The sequence below is a fragment of the Hoeflea sp. TYP-13 genome, assembly GCF_040932035.1.
GTDB lineage: Bacteria > Pseudomonadota > Alphaproteobacteria > Rhizobiales > Rhizobiaceae > Hoeflea_A.
The window spans coordinates 165,240-185,376 of sequence record NZ_JBFRBB010000004.1; the positions used below are offsets into that span (position 1 = coordinate 165,240).

At 57.6% G+C, this 20,137-nt stretch carries 22 protein-coding genes and 1 tRNA gene; 13 read left to right on the top strand and 10 right to left on the bottom strand.

The features are described 5' to 3' along the window. Positions 1 to 64 precede the first annotated feature (64 nt). Positions 65 to 619 carry a hypothetical protein gene (locus tag ABVT35_RS21035; protein ID WP_368469088.1) on the bottom strand — a complete coding sequence of 185 codons (555 nt, stop codon included), beginning with the start codon at positions 617 to 619 and terminating at the stop codon, positions 65 to 67. Between the two features lie 259 nt (positions 620 to 878). On the opposite strand from ABVT35_RS21035, the gene ABVT35_RS21040 reads away from it, so the two are divergent. Both ABVT35_RS21040 and ABVT35_RS21045 read left to right on the top strand, forming a co-directional pair. Continuing rightward, on the top strand, positions 879 to 1,595 hold the full coding sequence (locus ABVT35_RS21040; protein ID WP_368469090.1) for a sulfate transporter family protein: 717 nt from the start codon (positions 879 to 881) through the stop codon (positions 1,593 to 1,595). A 90-nt stretch (positions 1,596 to 1,685) separates the two neighbouring features. Then, positions 1,686 to 2,084, top strand: coding sequence for a GFA family protein (locus ABVT35_RS21045; RefSeq protein WP_368469091.1), 399 nt, complete (start codon positions 1,686 to 1,688; stop codon positions 2,082 to 2,084). Between the two features lie 9 nt (positions 2,085 to 2,093). Here ABVT35_RS21045 and ABVT35_RS21050 read toward each other — a convergent pair whose 3' ends face one another. Further along, entirely contained in the window at positions 2,094 to 2,915 is an 822-nt protein-coding gene (locus ABVT35_RS21050; RefSeq protein WP_368469093.1) for a dienelactone hydrolase family protein, read from the bottom strand. 124 nt (positions 2,916 to 3,039) lie between these two features. On the opposite strand from ABVT35_RS21050, the gene ABVT35_RS21055 reads away from it, so the two are divergent. Together ABVT35_RS21055 and ABVT35_RS21060 are read left to right on the top strand one after the other, a co-directional pair. After that, entirely contained in the window at positions 3,040 to 3,453 is a 414-nt protein-coding gene (locus ABVT35_RS21055) for a winged helix-turn-helix transcriptional regulator (RefSeq protein WP_368469095.1), read from the top strand. Positions 3,454 to 3,544: 91 nt separating this feature from the next. Continuing rightward, a complete protein-coding gene (locus ABVT35_RS21060; protein ID WP_368469096.1) occupies positions 3,545 to 4,786 on the top strand; it encodes an MFS transporter in 1,242 nt (413 codons plus the stop codon). A gap of 12 nt (positions 4,787 to 4,798) precedes the next feature. On the opposite strand, the gene nth is transcribed toward ABVT35_RS21060, so the two are convergent. Next, complete coding sequence (gene nth, locus ABVT35_RS21065) at positions 4,799 to 5,557, bottom strand: endonuclease III (RefSeq protein WP_368469097.1); 759 nt, start codon at positions 5,555 to 5,557, stop codon at positions 4,799 to 4,801. Positions 5,558 to 5,579: 22 nt separating this feature from the next. Here nth and ABVT35_RS21070 point away from each other — a divergent pair, with 22 nt between their 5' ends. Continuing rightward, positions 5,580 to 6,101 carry a DUF2244 domain-containing protein gene (locus tag ABVT35_RS21070; protein WP_368469694.1) on the top strand — a complete coding sequence of 174 codons (522 nt, stop codon included), beginning with the start codon at positions 5,580 to 5,582 and terminating at the stop codon, positions 6,099 to 6,101. 116 nt (positions 6,102 to 6,217) lie between these two features. Beyond that, the gene (locus tag ABVT35_RS21075; protein ID WP_368469098.1) at positions 6,218 to 7,099 is read left to right on the top strand and encodes a methylated-DNA--[protein]-cysteine S-methyltransferase; all 882 of its coding nucleotides are present in this window, start codon (positions 6,218 to 6,220) and stop codon (positions 7,097 to 7,099) included. Between the two features lie 13 nt (positions 7,100 to 7,112). Here the strand turns inward: ABVT35_RS21075 and ABVT35_RS21080 are convergent, their stop codons facing one another. Then, the gene (locus tag ABVT35_RS21080; RefSeq protein ID WP_368469099.1) at positions 7,113 to 8,348 is read right to left on the bottom strand and encodes a penicillin-binding protein activator; all 1,236 of its coding nucleotides are present in this window, start codon (positions 8,346 to 8,348) and stop codon (positions 7,113 to 7,115) included. Between the two features lie 204 nt (positions 8,349 to 8,552). On the opposite strand from ABVT35_RS21080, the gene rsmI reads away from it, so the two are divergent. Both rsmI and ABVT35_RS21090 read left to right on the top strand, forming a co-directional pair. Continuing rightward, the gene (gene rsmI, locus ABVT35_RS21085; protein WP_368469101.1) at positions 8,553 to 9,437 is read left to right on the top strand and encodes a 16S rRNA (cytidine(1402)-2'-O)-methyltransferase; all 885 of its coding nucleotides are present in this window, start codon (positions 8,553 to 8,555) and stop codon (positions 9,435 to 9,437) included. Next, complete coding sequence (locus ABVT35_RS21090; protein WP_368469102.1) at positions 9,434 to 9,805, top strand: YraN family protein; 372 nt, start codon at positions 9,434 to 9,436, stop codon at positions 9,803 to 9,805. Before rsmI ends, ABVT35_RS21090 begins: the two co-directional genes overlap by 4 nt. 112 nt (positions 9,806 to 9,917) lie before the next feature. Here ABVT35_RS21090 and ABVT35_RS21095 read toward each other — a convergent pair whose 3' ends face one another. The 3 genes from ABVT35_RS21095 to ABVT35_RS21105 all read right to left on the bottom strand — a co-directional run bounded on the left by ABVT35_RS21095 (position 9,918) and on the right by ABVT35_RS21105 (position 12,178). Beyond that, complete coding sequence (locus ABVT35_RS21095) at positions 9,918 to 10,910, bottom strand: BMP family protein (RefSeq protein ID WP_368469104.1); 993 nt, start codon at positions 10,908 to 10,910, stop codon at positions 9,918 to 9,920. A gap of 245 nt (positions 10,911 to 11,155) precedes the next feature. Continuing rightward, entirely contained in the window at positions 11,156 to 11,806 is a 651-nt protein-coding gene (gene msrA, locus ABVT35_RS21100) for a peptide-methionine (S)-S-oxide reductase MsrA (RefSeq protein ID WP_368469106.1), read from the bottom strand. A 51-nt stretch (positions 11,807 to 11,857) separates the two neighbouring features. After that, positions 11,858 to 12,178 carry a hypothetical protein gene (locus ABVT35_RS21105; RefSeq protein WP_368469108.1) on the bottom strand — a complete coding sequence of 107 codons (321 nt, stop codon included), beginning with the start codon at positions 12,176 to 12,178 and terminating at the stop codon, positions 11,858 to 11,860. Positions 12,179 to 12,510: 332 nt separating this feature from the next. Between ABVT35_RS21105 and ABVT35_RS21110 the strand changes: the two genes are divergently transcribed. Further along, positions 12,511 to 12,601, top strand: a tRNA-Ser gene (locus ABVT35_RS21110). Between the two features lie 102 nt (positions 12,602 to 12,703). Next, positions 12,704 to 13,918 carry an MFS transporter gene (locus ABVT35_RS21115; protein ID WP_368469110.1) on the top strand — a complete coding sequence of 405 codons (1,215 nt, stop codon included), beginning with the start codon at positions 12,704 to 12,706 and terminating at the stop codon, positions 13,916 to 13,918. Between the two features lie 80 nt (positions 13,919 to 13,998). On the opposite strand, the gene ABVT35_RS21120 is transcribed toward ABVT35_RS21115, so the two are convergent. After that, entirely contained in the window at positions 13,999 to 14,124 is a 126-nt protein-coding gene (locus tag ABVT35_RS21120) for a hypothetical protein (protein ID WP_368469111.1), read from the bottom strand. A gap of 229 nt (positions 14,125 to 14,353) precedes the next feature. Next, positions 14,354 to 15,055 (bottom strand): DUF1287 domain-containing protein, encoded by a 702-nt coding sequence (locus ABVT35_RS21125; RefSeq protein WP_368469113.1) that lies wholly within the window; start codon positions 15,053 to 15,055, stop codon positions 14,354 to 14,356. Between the two features lie 693 nt (positions 15,056 to 15,748). On the opposite strand from ABVT35_RS21125, the gene ABVT35_RS21130 reads away from it, so the two are divergent. From ABVT35_RS21130 to ABVT35_RS21140, 3 genes are all read left to right on the top strand, one after another. Next, entirely contained in the window at positions 15,749 to 17,269 is a 1,521-nt protein-coding gene (locus ABVT35_RS21130) for a globin-coupled sensor protein (protein ID WP_368469114.1), read from the top strand. Positions 17,270 to 17,354: 85 nt separating this feature from the next. After that, positions 17,355 to 19,160, top strand: a complete 1,806-nt coding sequence (locus ABVT35_RS21135) for a methyl-accepting chemotaxis protein (protein WP_368469115.1) — start codon at positions 17,355 to 17,357, stop codon at positions 19,158 to 19,160. A 2-nt stretch (positions 19,161 to 19,162) separates the two neighbouring features. Beyond that, positions 19,163 to 19,642, top strand: a complete 480-nt coding sequence (locus tag ABVT35_RS21140; RefSeq protein ID WP_368469117.1) for a chemotaxis protein CheW — start codon at positions 19,163 to 19,165, stop codon at positions 19,640 to 19,642. Positions 19,643 to 19,695: 53 nt separating this feature from the next. Here ABVT35_RS21140 and ABVT35_RS21145 read toward each other — a convergent pair whose 3' ends face one another. Further along, positions 19,696 to 20,079 carry a hypothetical protein gene (locus ABVT35_RS21145; protein ID WP_368469119.1) on the bottom strand — a complete coding sequence of 128 codons (384 nt, stop codon included), beginning with the start codon at positions 20,077 to 20,079 and terminating at the stop codon, positions 19,696 to 19,698. Positions 20,080 to 20,137 lie beyond the last annotated feature (58 nt).

The window sequence follows — 20,137 nt, forward strand, 5'->3', positions numbered from 1 at the left end:
TTTTCGCTCCGCCGACGGTCCTAGACGGTTTCGGCTGCAAAATGAAGCGCTGGCTGGCAGTTTTTTACTTTTGCCGAATTTCATCGGTCGATTGTTGGTTTGCATGACCCTTGGCAACTGGGCGGCCCACATTGAAGCCACAAGATAGGGCGTCAAATGTTCTTTGTGGGTTTTTCATATTGCCGCGTGGCTTTGTTCCATGGCCTCGGCTGAACACAATCCAAACGAAAGCGATCGGTGTGCCCAACCATATCGCCAATCCGGGCATAATGCCGAATTCGGGATTGAAGCTCAATATCAGTTTCAAGAGCTGATAGCCTATAATCAACCCACCAAAAAGGGCGCCATAGAACTTCAGACATGCAAGTGACCATCCCAAACTCGCCTTTGCTGCCAGTCTGTTCATTTGCACGAAATCCTGTCTGTCCATTCCCCATCCAACGAAGCCGCCAAAAACAGTCAGCAAAATCAACATCACAGAAATCGATATTATGCCCAGACTGGCTAATTCGGCGATCAGGCTAAGGATGCAAAATCCAAGGATAAAAAAACAAAATGCGTATGACACCACAATAAATGTTCGGAACAGCGCCGCTGCGATACCTGAGAGGATGTTCAATTTCGCCTCGGGTCCGTTGCATAGGACGCCAGCGATTGAACAGTGGTGAATGTGGTCATTTTTCTCCCGGCAGGAACAGAACAAAACTATGCTTGGCCATCCGATTGATGATCCGGTTTGCTATTTTCATGTGTGGTTTGCACGCATTCGTTGCAAGTGTTACTCGAAATACCGTTAACGGACTGCCAACAACGATGCTGACGTTGAATCCCTTTCAACAATACCTATCTGAAATCCATGATTTATCCGGAAGTGCCCCATGATCGTTGAAGCAGCGCGCCTTGCGGGGCAAAATCTCCTGGCGAGCGAGACCCGGTCCGCCTTCTGGAAAATTCTCGGCATCACCATCCTGCTTCTCATCGGCCTGTGGATGTCGTTGCGCGGCCTGTTCACGGCCTATGCGCTGCCCTGGCTCGACGCGCTGATACCCGGCATACCCGACTGGGCCGGCTGGCTGGGCTTCATCTTCGGCATCATTGCGAGCCTCGGGCTTGCAGTCGGACTGGCGCTGCTCATTGCGCCTGTCACGGCAGTTGTCGCCGGGTTCTTTCTCGACGGCGTCGCCGAGATCATCGAGGAGCGCGACTATCCCAATGACCGTGCCGGAACGGCGATCCCTGTCGGCAGGGCCATCGTCTATACGCTGAAGTTCCTCGGCGTGATCATTGCCGGCAACATCATCGCCCTGCTGCTGCTCTTCATTCCGGGCGTCAACATCGTCGCCTTTCTGCTGGTCAACGGTTACCTGTTCGGCCGTGAATTCTTCGAATTCGCCGCCATGCGCTACCGCAGCGAAGACGAGGTCCGGCAGATGCGCTCCAAGCACCGCGCGACCATATTTCTGGCAGGTCTGATTATCGCCGCCTTCCTGTCGATCCCCCTTGTAAACCTCCTCACGCCGCTCTTTGCCGCCGGCCTGATGGTGCATTTGCACAAGATGCTGACGGCAAAAGATCCCGAATTCGCTCTAGCCTGAGGGTTCCATTCGAGTCCGGTATAAACATTTGCATGTCTTTAGATGTTCTTGTAATGTTCCAATGCGAATTAGAACAGAAAGACAGGTTGCATGATCAAGGGAAGCTGTTGCTGCGGCGCGGTAAAATTCGAGCTGTTGGCCGAACCGTCTATGATGGGCACCTGCCATTGTTCAAGGTGCCGCAAGGCCGGTGCCAGCACCATAGTCTTCGTCAAAAGAGATGACTTGCAGTGGCTTCAGGGAAAAGAGCATGTCGCGCTCTACCAGCCCGCTCCTCCTTACAAGTACGGCAGGTGTTTCTGCAAGATTTGCGGTACATCGCTTGGCGAAATCCTATCCGAGGAGGACAGTTTTCCAATTGCGGCAAATGCGCTTGATTCCGAGTTCGGTCTCAAAAACCAGTTCCACGAATTTGTCTCCGAAAAGCCGTCCTGGTACGAAATCTGCGACGGTGCAGAGCAGTCGGAAGGACATCCCGCCTCCTCGTAATCCGTCAGCCTATGGATCTGTCGCCTTCAGCCGTCTGCTGAAAAACCCGATAATCTCGTCGCGTGCTGCAAGCGTTGGCTGTCCTTCTTCGTCGATCAGATGGACGGTTACGACACTGTGGGGCGTCGTCACGTGCCGTTCAAAAAACGGCGGCACATCGGTGTTGGCCGCGGTGTCGGCAAGAACCTTGCCCTCAAACCGGTCGCCGAGGGCTTCGGCATAGGCGGCAAAACGCTGTGCCTGGCAGAATTTGTCGCCCTTGAACCGATAGGCAAGCACGGTCAGGTCGTCCCGCTCAAGCCGTTCGCGAACGGCGGCGAGCTCTTCCGCGGAACTTTCTATGGCGGCGGGCGCGTCGAGAGGCAGGGAAGGCTGCGACAGCACCGGCGCCAGCATCGATGGCTCCATCATCATCGACAACGCGAAATTGCCGGTAAAGCACATGCCGATTGCGCCGGTTCCCGGGCCGCCGCATTCGTCGTGGGCGTAACGCGCCAGCGCGCGCAGCCAAAGTGTGACCGGGCTGGAGCCATTGCCTGCGAAAGCCCGGAATTCAGTGCTTATGCATGCTTTCTGAAATACTTTGGCGCCTTCCTCGGCGGTCGCAACCGCGCCGTCCCGCCCGAACAGGGACGGCATAAAGACGGTGAAGCCGGCATCGCGTACCCACCGGGCAAAGCGCGCGACATGCGGGCTGATCCCCGGCATTTCGGCCATGACAATCACCGCCGGGCCTCGCCCGGAAACATGGACCGTCCTGGTCGCGTCATTCAGGGTGATCTTTCGTGCTTCGAAATCGCCCAGCGGATCGTCCCTGTTCAACGCCTGCATTGCAATTCTCCTAAGTCTGTATTTTGAACTCAGGCTGAAATACGCTAGCTAAGTCCGTATGTCAAACTCAGATATGAAATCTTCTATCCGCCGACGCGCGTGGGTTGCCAAGCAGGACTGTCCCATGGCCTTGGCCGCCGAACTCCTGGGCGACCGGTGGACCCTACTGATCCTGCGCGAAGCCTTTTACGGGGTTCAGCGCTATGACGATATGCGGCAGGATTTGAGCATCCCGCGTTCGGTGCTGACCGACCGGCTTCAAAAGCTGACGGCGCACGGCCTGCTTGCCCGCTTTGAATATCAGGAGGTGGGAGACAGGAAGCGCCATGCATACCGATTGACATCCGCCGGCCGGGCTCTCGCCCCGGTCATGATTGCGATGACGCAATGGGGCGAACGGTTTTTGATCGACGGCCCGTCCCCGGTGGGCATCACGGATGACCGCTCGGGCGACTGGCTCACACTGAGACTTGTCGATGAGGGCGGAAAACAGGTGTCTTTGGAGAATGCGCGAATGGCGCGCCGGTCACCCGCCTGACACCTGCACACGCGCTGCGATTTCTGATCGCAAAATGACCGCATCGCTATATGATGCATGTTGCTTTTCAATTGGTGTCTGTCGAAAACCCATGTCCACAGCTGTACTCAGCCGCAAAAGTCTCATTGTCCTTTGCATTGGATTTTTGGTGCTGTTTGTCGGCGGCGGATCGCGCTTTGCGATCGGCCTTGTTCTCAAGCCGATGGCCGAAGAGCTCGACTGGACACGCGGCGTGTTCGGCGGTGCGGCAGCCATCTTTCTGATCGTTTCATCAATCTGCATGTTTGCCTCGGGGCGTCTTGCCGACCGCTATAGCCTGCGTGTTGTCCTGTGCGGCGGATTGCTGATTTCAGCCATTGGCACGGCCTCGATGAGTTTTGTTGAGGCGCCCTGGCAGACCCTCGCGTTCTACGGAATTGTTTTTGCCGTCGGCAACGGTCTGGCATCGATTGCGCCGGTCGGGGTCATGGTCAGCCGATGGTTTCCGGGCCGTATCGGCTTTGCCAACGCCATTACAGTTTCGGGAATTGGCGTCGGTCAGCTGATCATAATCGGCGGGCTTGCGGTCGTCCTTTCGGACATTGGCTGGCGCTCGGCCTATGTCTGGCTCGGCGCCATCAACCTGGCGCTCGTTCCGATTGTCGCCGCCGGCATGGCCAGGAGCAGCGAGACAGGCAATTCCACTAGCCAGGTTGCCGCCCGCCGCATTGGCATGACGTTGGGCCAGGCGATGCGCACTTCAAGATTGTGGGTGCTGGTGGTGGTTTATGCTATCTGCGGCTTCCAGGATTTCTTTCTCGCCACCCATGTTGTCGCGTTCGCACAGGACCGCGGTGTCGAAACCCTGATGGCCGGAAACCTGCTTGCCTTCATGGGGCTTGCCGGTGTTGCCGGTGTTCTTCTATCCGGCATCTGGAGCGACCGTAAAGGGCCACAGCGGGCGACTTTTGCCTGTTTCTTGCTGCGGACGGCGGTCTTTGCGTTGATCCTCTTCGATCAGAACACCGTTTCGGTCGCCCTATTTGCCCTGCTGTTCGGGACAACCTTTTGGGTGACCGCCCCGCTCACGGTGGTGTTCGCCCGCGATGCGTTCGGGATAGCCCATCTTGGCGCGATCAGCGGAATGATCGTCATGGTCCACCATATGTGCGGCGGTCTCGGTGCTTATTTCGGCGCCGTCATGTTCGATCTCGAGGGCAATTACGACACCGCATTTATCATAATGCTGGCACTTTCGGCTATCGCCGCTGCTCTGTGCGGATTGCTGCAAAAGACGGCGCACAGTCAGCCTGACGGGCAATCAAACCCGGTTCGGCAAGACGAATTGACCTGAGGCGGTCTCGGTCTAGGCAGGCGCAACGAGCGCTGCAGGAATATCGCAGGTCTTTTCCTTTGATTTGCAGATGTCGGCTATGACACAGGCCTGGCAATCCGGCTTGCGCGCCTTGCATACATAACGCCCGTGCAGGATCAGCCAGTGATGGGCATGTTGCAGATAGGCTTCGGGAATAACGCGCAGCAGGTTCTGCTCCACATCGTCGACGTTTTTTCCCGGCGCAAGCCCTGTGCGGTTTGCGATGCGGAAGATGTGGGTGTCGACGGCCATGGTCGGCTGGCCGAAAGCCATGTTCAATACCACATTGGCCGTCTTGCGTCCGACACCCGGCAGCTTGACCAGCGCATCGCGATCCGCCGGAACCTCGCCGCCATGCTCCTCGATCAGCGCCTTTGAAAGCAGGATGACGTTTTTGGCCTTGTTACGGTAAAGCCCGATGGTACGGATATGTTCTCGGACCTTGTCTTCTCCCAGTTCCAGCATTTTTTGCGGCGTGTCGGCGGCTGCAAACAGCGCCCGCGTCGCCTTGTTGACGCCGGCATCGGTCGCCTGGGCCGAGAGCACGACCGCAACGAGCAGCGTATAGGCGTTGATATGCTCCAGCTCACCCTTCGGTTCCGGGCGTTGAACGGAAAATCGGCGGAATATTTCGCCGACTTCCTCTGGTAAATAGGCGCTTTTGGGCAGACGTTTGCGCGTGTGCCTTATCGCTGGTTTTTTCTTCACACCGTTTTTTGATGCTGTGGATTTCGGTTTGGTCTTTTCCATGAACCCTCTATATTCTGCGTGTATGAGGGAAAGCAATGCTGTCGGAGATGACGGGCCGGAAAACAAGGCCCGCGACAACGAGGCGCCGATTTTCGAGGCGCTGCTGACGCCGCACCGCTCGCTTGGGCGCAATGGTTTTATCATACTGATGTGCATCATGACGGTGGCGACGGTCGCCCACGCGTTTGTTTTCGCGGTCGCCGGTGCATGGCCGATCTTGGCTTTTTTTATACTCGACCTGATTCTGCTATTTGGCGCATTCTGGCTGAATTACCGCGCTGCGAAGGCCCGCGAGATCGTCTCGGTCTCGCGCACGGACCTTTCGATTTCAAAGATTGCCCCGTCCGGCAGAACGCGAAATTACCGCTTCAACCCGTTCTGGGCGCGCTTTCATGTTTCGCGCCATGACGAGGCCGGCATCACCAATATGCGCGTATCGGGAGAAGGACGTTCGACGGAAATCGGCTCGTTCCTCAATCCCGACGATCGTGAAAGTTTCGCAAAGGCTTTTGCCGGAGCGCTGGCCACGGTGCGGCGGAAATAGGACCAGCGGAAATACCCTGCAAGAATCGGGTGGCGCGCAGGGCATTGTCATGGTTCTGTGGTGCTGAACCGATAGTACAAACGGCCGAAACAAATCAGACAATAGACGCGAAACGCATGAACATCGAAACAACACGCAACGTTGTGGACGTTGAGACCGATCCAGATTACGAGATCGTCCGCCGGGCGCTGGAACTGATCACCAGCCGCTTCAAAAGTCAGCCGTCGCTGGAGGAAATTGCCGCTGAACTGAAACAATCCCCGACCCAGCTTCAAAAGACATTCACGCGCTGGTCGGGCCTCAGTCCGAAGAGCTTTCTGCAGGCCGTAACGCTCGATCACGCCAGGCGGCTGCTCGGCCAGGAAGGTCTGCCGCTGCTCGACGCCAGATTCGAGCTTGGCCTGTCAGGGCCGGGTCGCCTTCATGACCTGTTCGTCACCCATGAGGCGGTGTCACCGGGCATATGGAAGGCCAGGGGTGAGGGGCTGACCATCCGGTATGGATTTCACCCTTGCCCCTTTGGCATCACCCTCATCATGGCGACCGATCGCGGTCTTGCCGGCATGGCCTTTTGCGATCCCGGCGGAGAACGCGATGCGCTGGATGACATGTGCTCGCGCTGGCCGCGCGCCAGCTACGTTTCTGACTCGGCGTCAACGGCGCACTATGCCGAACAGTCTTTTAATCCGCTGCGCTGGAGCGCCTCGGAGCCGTTGCGCGTGGTGCTGATCGGCACGGACTTCCAGATCCGCGTCTGGGAGGCGCTGCTGGACATTCCGCTCGGTGCGGCCGTGACCTATTCGTCGATTGCCAGAAAGATCGGCAAACCGTCTGCGCCGAGGGCCGTTGGCGCTGCCGTCGGGCGCAATCCGATCTCATTTGTCGTTCCCTGTCACCGGGCCCTGGGCAGTTCCGGTGCGCTCACCGGCTACCATTGGGGTGTCACGCGCAAACGCGCCATGCTCGGTTGGGAGGCCGGACATCTGGTGGACACGTAGGAACTGACCCCGTCTAGTTGTAAAATTGCGCCGATTGAAAACCGCTGAATTGCTGAGGAGCCGGGTCGACCACGGTGACTTCCCCTTCCTGGACCTGGTAGACGGCAAGGCCGCGCTGGGTCTCGCCGTCCTTCAGGAACCGGAAAACACCTGTTACGCCGTGAAAGCCGCTTGGTTTTTCAAGACCCTGTCGCGACAGGGCGGCCGGATTGCCCGTTGCCAGAAGGTCGGCGACAAGACCGACCGCATCGTAGCCAAGGCCGGCATTCACGGTGGGTTCCGCCTGGAATTTTTCTTTGTACTGCAGTTTGAAGGCTTCAAAACCCGACTGGTCCATATCGGCGAATATGGCACCCTGGAGGAAGGGTGAGGCGAGCTTCGACGAGCGCCACTGACCGGTGCCGATCAGTCTCTTGTCGCGCAGTTTGATGCCTTCGGCCTGCATGACGCGGGCAATGGCGACCGGCGCGGTACCGCCGTCGGGAATGAAGATTGCGTCAGACTGTTCGATGGCGGGCAGGATTTCCTGTACAGCGGCGACAACTGATTCATTGCTGTATTCATAGCGCGATACGCCGTTTAAAACGCCGCCCTGCGCTGCAAGCGTTGCCCGCAACTGCCGTTCGACAAGGGCGCCGTAGGCCCCTTGCGGCAATATGGCCGAAAACGATGTCAGGCCGATACCGGTGGCGTAGGAGACAGTCCGGTCGACAATCTGATTGGGCAGGAACGACATCAGGAACACGCCATCCGATGCCGCCGAAGGATCCGACGAAAAGGCAATCATGATCCGGTTGTTGGGCCGGGCAACCGATGCCGCCGATGTAACGCTGCCGGAAAAAACCGGGCCTAAGATGATGGCGGAACCTTCGCGTACGGCTTCCTCGGTGCGCGCAATTGCACCCGCCGCGGTTCCGCCGGTGTCCTTGATGACAAGCTCCATCGTATGCTCGCCGCGTGTCGTGATAGCGAGTTCGGCGGCGTTGCGGTATTCAGATGCGATGGCCGATCCGTTTCCGGGTGCTGTCATGGGCAGTAAGAGAGCGACGCGGGTCTGGCCCGTTCCAAGCACTTCCCCGGACGCCGGACCGGTCTTCACCGGCAGGCTGACAACGGTAGGTGTTGTGCCGGTGCTGCCGGAACCGGGCAAGCCGTAGTTGACCGCCTGGCAGGCGGACAGGAAGAGGGCTGCGGATAATAATAAGAGCTTTGCTGGAATACGGGGTGTAGTGCAAAAAATGCGTTTCATATGATGTCCCGGCCAGTCCCCGGCTTCACCCGGGTCTGATTGTGTGGCATTTGCCACGAGGCAAGATGCGTACATATTGCGTAATAGCCCACAGGTAAAGATCAAGGCAAAGGTGGCGCGTCCCACAGATTAATCGGAATATGCCGCCGAAGATGCATATTTTGCACATCGGGCGGCATGGCAAGGCGGGATCGGTTACAATTCATGCAGACATCCTATCAGATCGGCACTCACCAGATTTCCGCCCGTCCGCAGGAGCCGGCGCTCTATCTGGTGTCAACGCCGATCGGCAATCTGTCTGACATTACGCTGCGGGCGCTGGAGGTGCTGGCATCGGCCGATGTGCTGGCCTGTGAGGACACGCGGGTCACCCGCACGCTGCTCGGCCGCTACGGCATCAAGACGCGCCCCTTCGCCTATCATGAGCACAATGCCGAGCGCGCCGGCCCCAGGCTGATTGCAGCGCTTGAAGAAGGAAAGAGCGTTGCACTTGTCAGCGATGCCGGCACTCCGCTGGTCTCGGACCCCGGCTACCGCCTGGTCGAGCAGGCGCTTGAGGCCGGTATAGCCGTTGTCCCCATTCCCGGCGCCTCAGCGCCTTTGGCAGCGCTTGTTGCTTCCGGTCTTCCAAGCGACAGTTTTTTGTTTGCCGGTTTCCTGCCGGTCAAGGACAAGGCTCGCCGCGACCGGTTGTCGGCCCTGCGCGAGACACCGGCAACACTGCTGTTCTTCGAATCGCCGCGCCGTCTGGCCGCCGCGCTTGAGGCCGCGGCCGATGTTCTCGGCGCCGACCGCCCGGCCGCCGTCTGCCGTGAACTGACCAAGGCTTTCGAAGAAGTGCGCCGGCAGTCGCTGGGAGAGCTGGCTGCGCACTATGCCGAAACGGATACCGTTAAAGGCGAAATCGTTCTGGTGATCGGCCCGCCGGGTGAACAACGGGCGAGCGCCGAGGATGCCGACGCGCTGCTGCGTGAACTGGCTCTGACACTGCCGCCGGCAAAGGCGGCCACTGAGGCGGCGCGCCGGACCGGACTGCCGCGAAAGATGCTCTACCAGCGGCTGCTGTCGATGAAGGATGCGCTGTCTTGAACAGGTCCGCCGGCAAAAGTGCTGAACGCCGGCGCGCCTATCGCCGCGGCCACCTGGCTGAGTGGCTGGCGGCATTGGCCCTGATGGTCAAGGGCTACCGCATCGTGGCGCGACGTTTCAAAACGCGGGTCGGCGAAGTCGACCTCATAGCCCGCAAGGGCGATCTGGTCGCGCTGGTCGAGGTCAAGGCCCGCGCCACCGAGCAGGCGGCGATTGATGCAGTGACCGCAACCGCTGCCAGGCGGATCGCCGCGGCAGGTGATATCTGGCTTTCACGCCAGAAGGATGCGGCACGCCTGTCCATACGCTGCGATATAATTGCGGTGGTGCCGCGCCGCTGGCCGAAGCATTTCCCGGACGCGTTTTAGAACGTGTCCTGTTTGGATTGAACCATTTGGCCGCTGGCCGGTCCGGCAGAAACAAAAAACCGCCGGATAAAAATCCGGCGGTCTTAAAATTCAGTTGGCTTTTACTGGCCGATCAGTACGGGCACTTCTCATCCGACATGTAATCGTGCACCTCGATCTTGCCGGCGATGATATCCGCCTTGGCCTGTTCGACGGCGTCGCGCATGGCCTGGTCGACAAGCGGTGCATTGTTGTCATCCATGGCATAGTCGACACCGTTTTCCGCAAGGCCGAGAACGTTGAAGCCGTAGGTGAACTTGTCGGAATTGGCATCGTTGAACGCGTTGTAGACGGCAACGTCAACACGCTTGAGCATGGACGTCAGAACCTTACCCGGCTGAATGCCGTTCTGGTTCGAATCCACACCAATGCCCAGCTTGCCTTCATCGGCTGCGGCCTGAAGCACACCGATACCCGTGCCGCCTGCGGCAGCGTAGACAACGTCAGAGCCCTGGGCGATCTGCGACTTGGCAATCTCGCCGCCTTTAACCGGGTCGTTCCAGGCGTCCGGTGTCGTGCCGGTCATGGCTTCGAGCACCGTTGCATCCGGGTTCGTTGCCTTGACGCCGCCAGCGTAACCGCAGGCGAATTTGCGGATCAGAGGAATGTCCATGCCGCCGACAAAGCTCACCGTGCCTGATTTGGATGCCTTAGCAGCCATCACGCCTACAAGGTAGGAACCTTCCTGTTCCTTATAGACCACGGAGCGCACATTCGGCAGATCGACGACCATGTCGATAATGGCAAAGTCTGTGTCCGGATATTCGGCGGCAACCTTTTCCAAAGCTGCAGCCCAGGAGAATCCGGCCATGACGATCGGGTTGTTACCGTCCTTGGCAAACTTGCGAAGAGCCTGTTCACGCTGGGCGTCGTTCTGGATCTCGAAATCGCGGTAATCGATCCCGGTGTCGGCCTTGAACTTTTCAGCGCCGTTATAGGCGGACTCGTTGAACGACTTGTCGAACTTGCCGCCCAGATCATAAATGATAGCCGGTTTGACGTCTGCCGCCAGCGCCGACGCTGACATGGCAGCCATTGCAAAAATGCTGAGTAGTGTACGCTTCATATTCACCAACCCTGTGTTCTGTTTCGTTTTTTTCCTTGTTGCCGCATTGAAGAGGCGGCTCCCTGAAAGCCTTCGAGGCCGTTATCCGGCAAGGCTTGCGCCTATCCTTACATGGCTTCTTGCAAAGATCACGTGAAAAATGAACCGTTTGATCAACAATTTCAATCGATTTGTTGTCTTATGCTTTACGCGGCCAGGTTGGGCATTTAGCCGATTGCGCGTTCGCACCGCCCTCTAGCTGGTTTCTAGCCGATGGCGCAGGCGACACCGGTTCCTTTCACACCGCAATAGCCGTTCGGATTTTTGGCAAGATATTGCTGGTGGTAGTCCTCGGCAAAATAAAAGGCCGGTGCGGCAGCGATCTCGGTGGTGATCGTATCGTTGAATCCGGCCCGCCGCAGTGATTTCTGATAGGCCGTTTTGCTTTCTTTTGCGAGCCGCATCTGTTTGTCGTCCGCCGCGTAGATCGCTGAACGGTAGGTGGTGCCCACGTCGTTGCCCTGGCGCATGCCCTGGGTCGGATCATGCCCCTCCCAGAAGATCTTCAAAAGATCCTCATAGCTGACGGTGTCCGGATCATAAACGACGAGCACGGTTTCCGCGTGGCCGGTCATGCCGGTGACCGTTTCCTCATAGGTCGGGTTGGGTGTGATGCCGCCGGCATAGCCAACGGCAGTGACAAACACGCCTTCGCGCTGCCAGAACAGGCGTTCCACGCCCCAGAAACAGCCCATGGCGAAATAGGCGGTTTCATAACCGTCCGGATAAGGTCCCTTGAGCGGATTGCCGTTGACGAAATGATGGCTTGCCGTTGCAAGCGGCGCCTCCCGCCCGGGCAGGGCGTCTGCAGGGGCCGGCATTTGCGTCTTTTTACTGAACATATTCAGGCTGAACATCGCTCTTACTCCGCTATGGCGCTGCCGTGTGTGTGAATGGCCGCGCCACACTTAACGTACGGCGAAGCGTCCGGCGGCCTTGGGCCTGCGCCAGGCAATCAGGTAGAAAAACAGCGACAGGACAAGAAATACCGCCCAGGTCGGCTGCAGAAGGATCCATTGCACCACCGGGTCCCATATATATGGGTGCACATTGCGCTGAATCACAGCCTGGGTGAGATTGAGCGTATCCGCACTGATCGAGTACCAGGCCGCCCCGAGCGGCGTGATGACCACCTCCGAGCCCGCCACAGACCGGATCATATCGACTACGGCACTGATAACGGCGACGACAAGCGCCAGTAGACTTAAAGCACGTAGCAAAAACCGCATTGTCGGAAAGAACTCCTGTCCCCTATCCTGGCTTATTTTTATTGCCGCAGCATGAAACGGACATTCACCGTTACCTGCCTTCAGCTGTTCTTGTCTTTCATGAATAACCCAAGTCGACTTCACGTGGAAATCAACTGAATGAAATATTAGTCCAATACTCACTGAAATTTTCGTTGAAAAAAGCGTTTGGCAACACGATATCTGCCGCGTGGCAATTCCGTTGCCGGGCTTTGTGATTAAAGCGTCAGATTCTGGTTGATCCTGCGGGCGTCTTGACTATAGTGCGCGCCGGTTCGCCAATCAGCGCAACGCTGGGTATCGGGCAAACCGACGGAGAGGTGGCCGAGTGGTCGAAGGCGCACGCCTGGAAAGTGTGTAGGCGGTGATCCCGTCTCGAGGGTTCGAATCCCTCTCTCTCCGCCAGTTCAGTCTTCATCTGTCAGCCGAAATGTCTTCCGATGCCCGATGTCGAGGACGACTTGAAACAGTTAGACAAGTCCGCAGCGCCGCAATAGTGTCCGCCCAATGAACATTCCTCGGTCTCTCGACAGCTTCTATTCCTGGAAGCGGTTGGCGATCACCCTTTTGATCGCGACGGTTGCCAATGTGGGCATGTGGGCAATCGTCGTGATTATGCCCGCAGTGCAAAGCGAGTTCGGCATCGACCGGGCCGACGCTTCGCTTCCCTATACATTGACCATGGTCGGTTTTGCCTTTGGCAGCGTATTCATAGGCCGGGCCGTGGACAGGTACGGCATTACCGCCTCCCTGATCGGCGCGGCCTCGTGCATTGCCGCCGGATATGTGCTGGCGGCCCTGAGTTCTTCGATTTACTTGCTGTCGGCCAGCCAGCTGCTGATAGGATTTGGCACGTCAGCCGGTTTCGGGCCGTTGATCGCCGATATCTCCCACTGGTTTTTGCGCCGGCGCGGCATTGCCGTCGCAATCACCGCCAGCGGCAACTATCTGTCGGGGGCAATATGGCCGGTGCTGTTGAGCCCCGTCCTGAGCAATTCGGGCTGGCAGGCAGTTTACCTGATATTGGCGGCGATAACGGTCTTCGCGATCGTGCCCCTGTCGCTGCTGCTGCGCCGGAAACTCCCGTTCGAAGCCGCTGAAAGCGCTGACAGCCTGGCAACGGCCAATGCCCGGTCAGTGCAGTTTTCACCGCGTGTGCTGCAATTGCTGCTGGTGGTTGCCGGTCTCGGCTGCTGTGTTGCCATGTCGATGCCGCAGGTGCATCTGGTCTCGCTGTGCGTTGATCTCGGGTACGGCCCGGTTGCCGGCGCTGAAATGCTGTCGCTGATGCTGCTGGGCGGCGTTGTCTCGCGCCTCGTTTTCGGTCTGATCGCCGACCGGCTGGGCGGCGTTTTGACCCTGCTGATCGGCTCCACGCTGCAGTGCATCGCCCTGTTCTTCTATCTGCCGTTCGACGGCCTTGCCTCGCTGTACCTCGTCAGCCTCGTTTTCGGCCTTTCGCAGGGCGGTATCGTTCCAAGCTATGCGCTGATCGTGCGCGAATACCTGCCGGCCCGCGAAGCCGGTGCGCGGGTTGGAACGGTACTCATGGCCACGATCATGGGAATGGCGCTTGGCGGCTGGCTGTCCGGCTGGATCTACGACCTGACCGGGTCCTATCAGATAGCATTCATCAACGGTATTTTGTGGAATGTTCTGAACATCGCCATCATCGGCATGATATTCTTCAAATCGCGCAGCCGGGCCCGGTTCGCCGTATAACAAAATCGACCCGTCTGGAATGTGTGGCGGCCATGGGCGCCGCCATGCACATTCCTGTTCGTGCGGCCCTGCGGCAACGCTCAGCCGTTGAATGCGACGGGATATCGCGGCTCAGGCAGCGGCTGCGGACGGGTGCTTCTTGTCACGGACAGGATTGAGGCAATCCGCACGATGCCTGCCAGAAACTTATGATAGATATTTTTCATGATGACGCCTCTTTTTATGAGAGCAACATAGACGGCTCGCATCCAGGCTCATCGCCGGACATGAACCGCGTCGATAGCCTCCACTTGCTCAGTGAAATGTGGCGTTTCAAGACTGTTCGTATTGTCCATTAGTAGGGTCTGCAGTGCCCGATGCGCATGGCAGTTCCAACACGGTTTTTTCAAAAAGGACGTGCCCGGCAAACGCACCGCTGCGATAGCGGCCCTGAAATTACGGGGCACCAAGCTTTTCGGACAGTTCCAGCCTGTAGTGGCCGGTTATCCTGTATGAAAACAGCATATCCTGAAGCCGCGTGCCGGCCCCGATATTGTGCACGATCAGGGGGCGGGTCCTGTCCCCGTTCGGGCGGTTGGTGACGATACCGATATGATCGAGATTGCCGGGCAGCTTCCACGTCACGATATCGCCCGGCTGATAATCCGCCGGCCGGTCGGTAACCGGAAGTTCAACGCCAGCGCGCTCAAAAAATCGCCGCAGGTTGGGAACGCGCCTGTGATCGATATTGGCGTCGGGCCGGCTGAGGCCCCATTTGCGGGGATAGTCGCCAAAGGCCCGCTTCATGTCCCGGTTTACAAACAGCTGTAAATCGACACCGTGCGCGTCGCGCAGAGCGCGGATGATGACATCGGTGCATACGCCCCGTATGCGCGGCACGTCGCCGCCGGGAAATTCGAGGCTGACATAGGCCGGGTCGTACGTGACCGTTTCGCCGATTTGGCTCTCTGCAGCGGAAACCAATCGCTTTGACCATTCGGATGTCTTGTAAGACGTTGCTTCAGCGTCAGCGGGGGGCGATGCGACAGAGGCCGTGGCAATCTGCCAGCCGATTTCACGATAGTGCGGGGGAAGCAGCACCAATGCCGCAACAACCAGGCCCATCGCGACGAATGTTGCTGCCAGTCCCCTTGTCAATACCACACCCTTTCATTTCCGGACGGTCCCGGAATCGAACCGCTCGCAACGGAACAGTGGTGGGAAAATTTGACCGCAATACGGGCGGGCCAAAATGTCCCGCAACAAAGACTGAATATATTGGGGAAATCAGCAGTGCGGCGGCGTGAACATCCCACAGGCTTCTTGTGCATGTTCGACCGCATAGTCCAACTTTAGCGGTCCACAGGTTTGGGAATTTTTCCAGCACCCGGTTACAGATCCCAAGCGGCATCGCTTAATACGTGATTGTTCTTGCTCTCTCCAAACATGCCCGGAGATAGCAAGATGGACGTTCGGCAGTTGTTGGTGAGGGAATGAGATAAACTATAGGTAGTACGTGTTTTTTTATAAAAGAACGAAATAATAAAGAATATTATCCGGTAAATGTAATATTTATTATTTGTTTACTGTCGTTGACGATGCTTGACGGGAAGTTTTGGGGGGCAAACGATCTGTTCGGGCGCCGCTGGTAGAAACCGCCAGAATAGGTTGGCGGAAGTTGGTGCACCTTATTCATGATGATGGCGGTGTTCCGTGACTGGTTGGAACCTAGGAGGGGTCGGCCGCACGGCATTGGTCACATTTGCGGTGCGCTTGCGCAAAATCACCGCATTGGGGCAATTCCCGCGCCCGAAGGATTTCCACGGTTCCCGATGAGAACGGGAAATCTAGATGACAACTTCGCAACAGGGCAGCGGTATCGGCGAGCGCATGGAGTTCATGGGCCTCGACGAAAAAAGTTCGGCGCTTATCCGGGAACTGAAATCAGTGATCGAGCGCGAGGTCGGTACCGGCCTCGACAAATTCTACGACAGGCTGCGCGCGACCCCGGAGGTTGCGAAGTTTTTTTCATCCGATGACCAGATGCGGCGTGCCAAGGGTGCACAGGAAGGCCACTGGACCAGCATCGCCAATGGCCGCTTTGATGACGATTATGTCGCGCAGGTGCGAAAAATCGGTGCGGTACATGCCAGGATCGGCCTGGAACCGCATTGGTATATCGGCGGATACGCCCTGCTTGTGGAACATCTGATCAAATCCGTCATTGCAGAGCACTGGCCGAAGCAACGGCTCGGCCGTGGTGCAAAACTCGACGCCGAGACCCTTGGCGATGCACTGGCATCCCTCGTCAAGGGTGTCATGCTGGATATGGATCTGGCGATTTCCGTCTATATCGATGAGGCGAAGGCAGCGCGTGAACGTGCCCAGGCTGAAGGAATTGCCAGGGAGCGGGATCTTGTTTCCGGCGTCTTCGGCAAGGCCCTGTCGCATCTTTCCCAAAAAGACCTGGGCTACAGGGTTTCCGAAGAAATACCACAGGCCTATTCGGCGCTTAAGAATGATTTCAACCAGTCAGCCGAAACCCTTTGCGAGGCGCTGCAGCATGTCGGGCAGACAGCCGGCGCAATCCGCAACGGCTCGGCTGAGATCAGCACCGCTTCGGGCGCGCTTTCAAAACGTACCGAGCAACAGGCTGTATCCGTTGAGGAGACCGCCTCGGCTGTCGAGGAAATCACAGCGACCGTCGCATCCACCGCCAAACGGGCCGAGGAAGCCAGCGACCTGATCAAGCGGACAAAAGACAGCGCCGAGCAGTCGGGAAAAATCGTCAGCAAAACGGTTTCCGCCATGGGCGAGATCGAGGATTCGTCCAATCAGATTGCCAACATCATCGGTGTTATCGACGATATAGCGTTTCAGACCAATCTGCTTGCGCTCAACGCGGGCGTCGAAGCCGCGCGTGCCGGCGAAGCGGGCAGGGGCTTCGCTGTCGTGGCCCAGGAAGTGCGTGAACTTGCACAGCGGTCCGCCGTCGCCGCCAAGGAAATCAAGGAACTGATCAACAAATCAAGCGATCAGGTCAAATCCGGCGTAACGCTGGTTGCCGAAACCGGAAAGTCGCTGGAAACCATCGTCAGCGAGGTCGAGGAAATCAGCGTGCACGCGGCGGCCATCCTGCAGAATGCGCGTGAACAGTCCCATGGTTTGGGCGAAATAAACCAGGCCGTCAACATGATCGATCAGAGCACCCAGCAGAATGTCACGATGGTTGAGGAATCGTCCACCGCCACCGATGAGCTGGCCGGTCAGGCTTCTTCGCTGATTGAGCTATTGGGTCAGTTTCGGCTGTCTGCGGATGTGCAGTCCCGGGCACACGATGGAGAGCAACAATCCGGTTCCTTCGCCGCCTGAGCAGCAGGTGCCGTAACGGGTCCTGCAACAGACCGGCGCACGAAATCCAGAATACGAAAACACCAAAACTACAAAGGGCACATATATGTTTAATCTCAATTCAGATGCCAAGGCGATCCTTGCGGCGATGAATTCGTCCCAGGCCGTAATCGAATTCGATTTGGCGGGAAATATTCTGACGGCCAACGAGAACTTCTGCAACGCGGTTGGGTATTCGCTTTCCGAAATACAGGGCAAGCATCATTCCATGTTCGTCGAGCCGGAATATGCCGCTTCGGATGAATACCGGGAGTTTTGGGCCAAACTGAATCGGGGTGAGTTCGATAGCGCTCAATATAAGCGCCTCGGCAAAGGCGGAAGAGAAATCTGGATCGAAGCCTCGTACAATCCACTTTTCAGCGGCGGCAAGCCCTACAAGGTTGTCAAATTCGCCACCGACATCACCGCGGCCAAAGTCAAATCAATGCAGGATGCCGGAAAACTGGACGCCCTGTCGCGAGCCCAGGCGGTGATCGAGTTTTTTCCAAATGGCGAGATCATCGACGCCAACGACAACTTCTGCTCGGCCGTCGGTTATCAGCTCTCGGAAATTCAGGGCAAACACCACTCTATGTTTTGTGATGCGGCCTATGCGGCGAGCAATGACTACAAGCAGTTCTGGGCGGACCTTGCCGCCGGCACATTCAAATCCGACGAATTCAAGCGCATCGGCAAAGGCGGCAAGGAAATCTGGATCCAGGCCACATACAATCCGATTTTTGATGAAAAGGGCGATGTCTTCCGCGTCGTAAAATTTGCAACAGACATCACCGACCGTGTTCATGCCGTTGAAACCCTGGCAAATGGTCTTCAAGAGCTTGCAAATGGCGATCTTGAACAGCGCATCAATAGCAAGTTCCCTCAAAACCTCGAACAATTACGCGTGGACTTCAACGAATCGGTCGGCAAGCTTGAAGGCGCCATGCGCAATGTCGGCTCCAATGCAGGCGGAATAGCAGCAGGCGCCGCCGAAATCCGTTCCGGTGCAGACGATCTTTCCAGACGTACGGAACAACAGGCCGCCTCGGTGGAAGAAACGGCAGCCGCGCTGGAGGAAATCACCACGACCGTTGCCGATTCTACACGCCGGGCCGAAGAAGCGGGCGAGCTTGTAGCCAAGACACGCGATAACGCTGAACGCTCCGGCGAAGTCGTCAAAGATGCAATCAACGCCATGGGCGAGATCGAAAACTCCTCCAATGCAATCAGCAACATTATTGGCGTGATCGACGATATTGCCTTTCAGACCAACCTGCTTGCATTGAATGCCGGTGTTGAGGCGGCCCGGGCCGGGGAAGCAGGCAAGGGTTTTGCCGTTGTCGCCCAGGAGGTCCGCGAACTGGCGCAGCGCTCCGCGAATGCGGCCAAGGAGATCAAGGGATTGATCACCAGCTCCGGCGAACAGGTGAAAAGCGGTGTTTCGCTTGTCGGGCGCACCGGCGAAGCACTGGAACAGATTGTGTCGCAGGTCCTGGAAATCAACACCAATGTCACCGCCATTGTTGAAGCCGCGCGTGAACAGGCTACCGGCCTGAAGGAAATCAACACCGCGGTGAACACGATGGACCAGGGCACTCAGCAAAATGCGGCCATGGTTGAGCAATCGACCGCCGCAAGCCATACCCTGGCGAGCGAGGCGGATGCGCTGCGCACGCTTCTTGCCCAGTTCAAGATGGGCGCTGCGGAAACCGCGGCACAACAGACCAGTCACAAACCTGCTGCCCCGGCACCGGCCAAACCGGACGCCACCCCGGCAGCTTCACCGGCCCGTGCAATGGCGAACAAAGTCGCACAGGCCTTCTCAGGTGGTGCAGCAACGGCTGCTGCTGCCGACGAATGGGCGGAGTTTTAATAATGTCTTCAGCAAAGAATGTCTCGGTATATGCCGATCAGATCCTCGAAATGATCGCCTTCCGGCTTCATGATCAGGAATTCTGCGTAAAAACCACGACCATCCGCGAAATTCGCGGATGGGCTCCCTCCACCCCGATCCCCAACTCTCCGCCGGAAGTGATCGGCGTGATGAATCTGCGGGGCACCGTCATTCCGATCATCGATCTGGCGTACAAGCTGGGCATGCCGAGTGTGGAGGCAAACGAGCGCAGCGCGATCGTCGTGGCTGAGCTTCACGATATGGTGGTCGGTATGCTGGTCGACCGCGTTTCCGACATCCTGACGGTCAACGGCAACGAGATCCAGCCGGTTCCGGAAGTCAGCACGTCCTTCGACAGGGGTTCTTCTGAAGGAATCATAACCGGCGAGAACGGCATGATCTGCTTTTTGAACCTTGCAAGGATGTTCGCGAAAAAGGACATCAACGACATCGCAGCTTAGAGCGGTTTCAGACGGTGCAGCGGCTGCCGTCGGGTTCATATCCGATGGCAGCCTCACGCCGTCCCACCGGCCCGGGTGAACAATTCCAGAATCCTTTCTTCGTTTTCCATGACGTGCTGGGGTTCGCCCGAGACGACGATATGGGCCCGGAAACCCTCCTGCTCCTTGTCCGGATGCGGCGGAAACGGACCCTCGGCCAGTTGTGCGTTGATCCAGATCTCCGCGTTGGACTCTGCGGTCAGGCGAACAAGAGACGGCAGCTCATAGCCGATCATCTCAAGCACTTCGGGAACCGACTCCCTGACGAGGTCGGTTCTTTTCCAGTCAATCCGGCAACTGGATCCATCGAGATCGCTGAACACCGTTCTCGCAATGCGAACAACGGCATTGGATTCAATTTCGACCGGCGATCCGTCCGGTGCCGTGAAAATGGGCATTTACCTCCCTCCGCTGGGCGCTCAGCAAAAGTCAGTCAGCATAACCACTGTGGTTGTA